Source organism: Halochromatium sp., from assembly GCF_046541315.1.
Taxonomy (GTDB): Bacteria; Pseudomonadota; Gammaproteobacteria; order Chromatiales; family Chromatiaceae; genus Lamprobacter.
Genome location: NZ_JBKHDN010000204.1, coordinates 1 through 4,829 on the forward strand (window position 1 = coordinate 1; position 4,829 = coordinate 4,829).

The window sequence follows — 4,829 nt, forward strand, 5'->3', positions numbered from 1 at the left end:
CGCCATCCCAGCGCAGCTCGTTGAAGCTCGGCGGGGTTGAGCGCAGCCGCCGCGACAGGGTGCCGGCACCGATCATGCGCACCGACCCCTGCACCGTCTCCTGGGTAAGGTCGAAGGCGTCATGGACATGGCCCGAGAGCACGGCAAGCACCTCGCGCTTGGCCAGCTCGGTCATCGCCTTCTGGCCGTGTCTGGTCAGCGCGGTGCCTTGGGTGCCGGCCTCTCGCAGCGGGTGGTGGGCGGCCACCAGCGCGCGGGTCCCCTCGGGCAGCGCATCGAGCCGGGTGAGGCAGCGCTCCAGCGCCGCCTCGGTCACCCAGCCTTTCGACCAATTCGGGCGCGGCTGCCAGCGGGCCACGGTCTTCAGGGGCACGATGGCTAGTCCTGGCAAATCGATTGGCAGCTCCACCTTGTCGGCGATGGCCCGTATCCGTTTGTACGGATCGAAGAAGCGCTGGACCGGGTTGAAGTACGGCAAGTCGTGATTGCCAACCTCGACCGTGACCGGGGCCTCCAGCGAGCGAATCCAGGCGCAGGCGGCATCGAATTCATGCTGCCGTGCGCGCATCGTCAGATCGCCGGTGATGGCCACCGCGTCGGGCTGCTTGTCGGCAATCTGTTGCTTCACCCAATCGAGCGCGCGGTTGTCCTCGAGCCCGAAATGGATGTCGCTTAGGTGGAAGAGCAGGTAGGGATCACTCATCGGCAAAACTCTCTGAGGCATAACGTGCACGGGCAAAGCTCATTCGGGCAGACCTCGCTGTACCGCTGTCGTGTTGGTCGTCGCGCATGGCGAATGACGCTTACTGCGTTGGTGTCGCGTTATGTCGCGTTACCCGCCGGCTCCTGCTCGGTCCCGTGAAAAGCCCAACCGGTGGCGATACAGCCCAGCGGCACCACGATCAGCGTCAGCGGCACCGCAACGATCGGCCCGAACAGCAACGAGATCGCCATGCCCTGGAAGATCGGGTCGAACAGGATCGCAAAGGCACCGGCCATCATGGTCAGGTCCGTGACCCAGACCGGCCGCAGCCGGGTGCGGCCGGCCTCGACCACGGCATCCCGCACCGATAGGCCGCGGTTCACCGCCCCCTGGGCGAAGTCCACCAGCAGGATCGAGTTGCGCACCTCGATGCCGGCCAGCGCGATGAAGCCGATCATCGAGGTCGCGGTGAACTCGGCGCCGAGCAGCCAGTGGCCCGGTACAATGCCGATCAGCGTCAGCGGGATCGGCGCCATGATCACCGCTGGATGGATGAAGTTGCGGAACTCAGCCACCAGCAGCAGGTAGATCAGCAGCAATGCGGCACCAAACGCAATGCCGAGGTCACGGAAGGTCTTGTAGGTCACCGTCCACTCGCCTGACCATTCGAAGGCGGTCGTGCCGGGTTTCGGTGGGCCAGTGAGGGTGCCGCGTGGCGCCTCAGTCCCATCCGAGGCGACATAATCCTCGAGGTCGGCCTCGACCTGCAGCATGCCGTAGATCGGCGCTCCGAAACGCCCCTCCATGCCGGCGGTCACGTATTCCACCGGCCGCAGGTCCTTGTGGTAGATCAGTGGGTCCGCGGGTACCTCGATGAAACGGCCCAGCTCGGCCAGTGGCACCATGCGCCGTTCGCCGGTCCGGGCCGGGATCGGCAGCTCGCCGAGGCGGTGCAGCTGGCTGCGGGTGGCGAGCGGCAGCTGGAGCTTGATCTTCACCGGCTCCAGCGAACGCTCCTGGGCGATGTCGCCGAGACTGTAGCCACCCATGGCCATCGCCAGGTTGCGGGTGATGCTGTCGACATCGACACCATTTCGGCTCGCCTTCTCGGTGTCCACCTGGAAATGCCAGCGGTTGTGTGGCGCCTGCATCCGGTTGTCGACGTCGACCACCCCTTCGGCCGCCGCGAACATCTCAGTCAGATCCTCGGCGAAGCCGCGCCGCGCCGCGGGCGTCGGACCATAGACCTCGGCCACCAGGGTCTGCAGCACCGGCGGCCCTGGCGGCATCTCCACCACGCTGATCTGGGCATCGTGCTCCTCTGCCAACGGTGTGAGCAGCTCGCGCACCGCCTGGGCGATGGCGTGGCTGCTGCGCTCGCGCTCCTCCTTGTCCAGCAGCCGCACCTGGATATCGGCGAGCCAGGGGTCCTGGCGCAGGTCGTAGTGCCGCACCAGGCCATTGAAGTCGAACGGCGCGGCGGTGCCGATGTAGGCCTGCAACGAGCGCACCTCGGGGACGCTGCGCAGCCGCTGCGCGAGCTGATGGGCCGCATTGGCGGTGGTCGGCAGCGAGGTCCCCTCGGGGAGGTCGATGACCACATCGATCTCCGGCTTGTTGTCGTAGGGGAGCATCTTCACCGTCACGGCCTTGAGCGGCAGCAGGGCGACCGCGGCGAAGAAGGCGACGAAGATGCCGATCAGAAACAGCCAGCGGGCCGGCCGCCGTTCGATCAAAGGCTCGATCAGCGGCCGGTAGCCGCGATCGATCCAGCCCTGCAGGCGCTTCTCACGACTTGCCGAGCGCTCCAGCGCCGCCAGCTTCGGGCGCAGCCGATAGGCGAGCCAAGGCGTGAAGACGAAGGCCGCGAACAGCGAGAACAGCATCGCCGCCGAGCCCAGGATCGGGATCGGGCGCATGTAGGGACCCATCATGCCGGTGACGAAGCCCATCGGCAGCAGCGCCGCGAGCACGGTCAGGGTGGCGATGATGGTCGGATTGCCGACCTCGCCGACGGCGTCGATCGCGACCGACTTGGCGGTCGCGCCCTCGGCGAGCCAGCGCCGGAAGATGTTCTCGACCACCACGGTCGCGTCATCGACCAGGATGCCGATCGAGAAGATCAGTGCGAACAGGCTGACCCGGTTGATCGTGAAGCCAAGCGCGCCGGCCGACCAGACCGTCATCAGGATCACCACCGGGATCACGGCCAGCACGATCAGCGCCGGACGCAGCCCAATGGCGATCAGCGACAGGACCGCGACGGCCGCGGTGGCGCCGATCAGCGACAGCAGCAGCTCGTTGACCTTGCGGTCCGCGGTCTCGCCGTAGTTTCGGGTCACCGCCAGCTGCACCTGATCCGGGATCATTGTCGCCTTGAGCTGCTCGAGCCGCTCGAGCAGGTCGTTGGTTACCTTGACGCCGTTGGAGCCAGGCTGCTTGGCGATCGCGATGGTGACCGCACCAACACCATTGGCCGCTTCATCCGCGGGATGACTCGGTCCGGTGTAGAAGAAGACCGCCTGATCGGCGCGCTCGGCTCCGGCATTGACCTTGGCAACGTCACCCACGTAGACCGACTGTCCATCCTCGGTGTTGATGACCAGGCGCTCGATGTTCCCGGCGCCTTGGAGGTTTTGGCCAACCGATACCGAGCGCTGAGTCTCGCCTTGCTCCACGCTGCCGGTGCCGCGTCCGGTATTGGCGCTGCGGATGGTCTCAGCGAGCTGATCCAAACTCAGTCCGTAACCGCGCAGCTGCTCCGGCTGCGGCTCGATGCCGATCTCACGCTGGCGGCCACCGACAACGAAGCCATTACCAGTGTTCTCGACCTGCTTGAGCTCCTGCAACAGCTGCAGGCCGAGCATCCGCAGACGCGCGTCGTCGATCTCCTCGGACCAGAGGGTCAGTGTCAGCACCGGCACGTCGTCAATGGTCTTCGGCTGCACAAGCCACTCGGTCAGGTCCGGGGGCACCTTGTCTAGGTTCGACTCGATGGTATCGTGCACGGCCACCACGGCGGGATCGATCGGCGTGCCCACCTCGAAGCGCACCGTCACCAGCCCCTCCTCGCGGCGGCTGACCGAGTAGACATGCTCGACATTGTTCAGCTCGCTCATCAGCCGCTCCAGTGGCTCCACCGCCATCCGCGCGACCTGACCGGACGAGGCGCCCGGATAGCGCAGGGTGATATCGACCATCGGCACCGAGATGTCCGGGTCCTCCTGCCGCGGGGTGCTCAGCAGGCCGAGGATGCCGATGCCCAGCGTTGCCAGCAGCAGCAGCGGGGTTAGCGGCGAGTCGATGAAGAAGGCGGCGATGCGCCCGGCGATGCCACGACCCTGTCCGGTTTCATCTGGACGCTCATCCGAACGGCCGTCCGAGGTCTCAGTCTCCGCGGCATCGTTGGGAGCGGTGTTGGGGTCGGTCTCGGCAGGGTCATTGGTAGACATGGGCAAACGCAGGGCTCAACGACGGATCATGAATCGGGTGATTTGCACCACGGATGGCGGCTATGCACCGACGGCTCCGTCGTTCGCTGAAACGGCTTTCCCTCGACCGGGTAGTCCGCATCCATCCAGTCCTCGATCCCGCCTGCATACCGATACAGGTCGTTGAAGCCCGCCTGCTCGAGCCGTTTGGCCGCAGCATGCGATGCATTGCAGTCGAAGTTGGAGCAGTAGAGCACGACGCGGCTGTCCTCGCTTGCACCAAGCTCCCGTATGCGCTCATCGAGTCCCTGGTCTGTCGCAGGCACGTTATGCGAACCAGGGATATGCGCTTGCGCGAAGGCCGCTGGGTCGAGCACATTGACGAGTAAGACATCGTCGCCGCGGTCGATCATCGCCTTAAGCTCCTCTCGCGTGAGCGTCTGCATAGCCATTCCTCCTAACTTAGGTTCGAGCGGGTCTGCCGACGGACTCGGCTGGTCTGTCCGGTCGGTCTCAATGAGGTCTGCGCTGATGCGCTCCCTGAAGAGCGATCAGCAGAGCGATCAGCAGAGCGCTCAGCGCCGTTGCCTTAGCAAGCAAGTCGAGTACCAGGCGCAGGTGGCGCGATGCACTGCATGCCATTGCAATGGCATTCCGTTGCGATGCCCGCTGCAGATCCCCCCGCTCAGGTCACA

The 4,829-nt window shown here is 65.6% G+C and carries 3 protein-coding genes; all 3 read right to left on the bottom strand.

Going from position 1 to position 4,829, the window contains the following annotated elements:
- Window positions 1-703 (bottom strand): metallophosphoesterase family protein (locus tag ACLFQI_RS11570; RefSeq protein ID WP_410759492.1); only part of this gene is annotated, 703 nt, incomplete at its 3' end.
- 119 nt (window positions 704-822) lie between these two features.
- Window positions 823-4,155, bottom strand: coding sequence for an efflux RND transporter permease subunit (locus ACLFQI_RS11575; protein ID WP_410759494.1), 3,333 nt, complete (start codon window positions 4,153-4,155; stop codon window positions 823-825).
- A 26-nt stretch (window positions 4,156-4,181) separates the two neighbouring features.
- Window positions 4,182-4,580 carry a rhodanese-like domain-containing protein gene (locus ACLFQI_RS11580; protein ID WP_410759495.1) on the bottom strand — a complete coding sequence of 133 codons (399 nt, stop codon included), beginning with the start codon at window positions 4,578-4,580 and terminating at the stop codon, window positions 4,182-4,184.
- Window positions 4,581-4,829: the final 249 nt, after the last annotated feature.

What these genes read in the sequence shown, in the direction of transcription:
- ACLFQI_RS11575 (WP_410759494.1), bottom strand. Translation starts at nt 4,155, where the DNA reads ATGTCTACCAATGACCCTGCCGAGACCGACCCCAACACCGCTCCCAAC.
- ACLFQI_RS11580 (WP_410759495.1), bottom strand. Translation starts at nt 4,580, where the DNA reads ATGCAGACGCTCACGCGAGAGGAGCTTAAGGCGATGATCGACCGCGGC.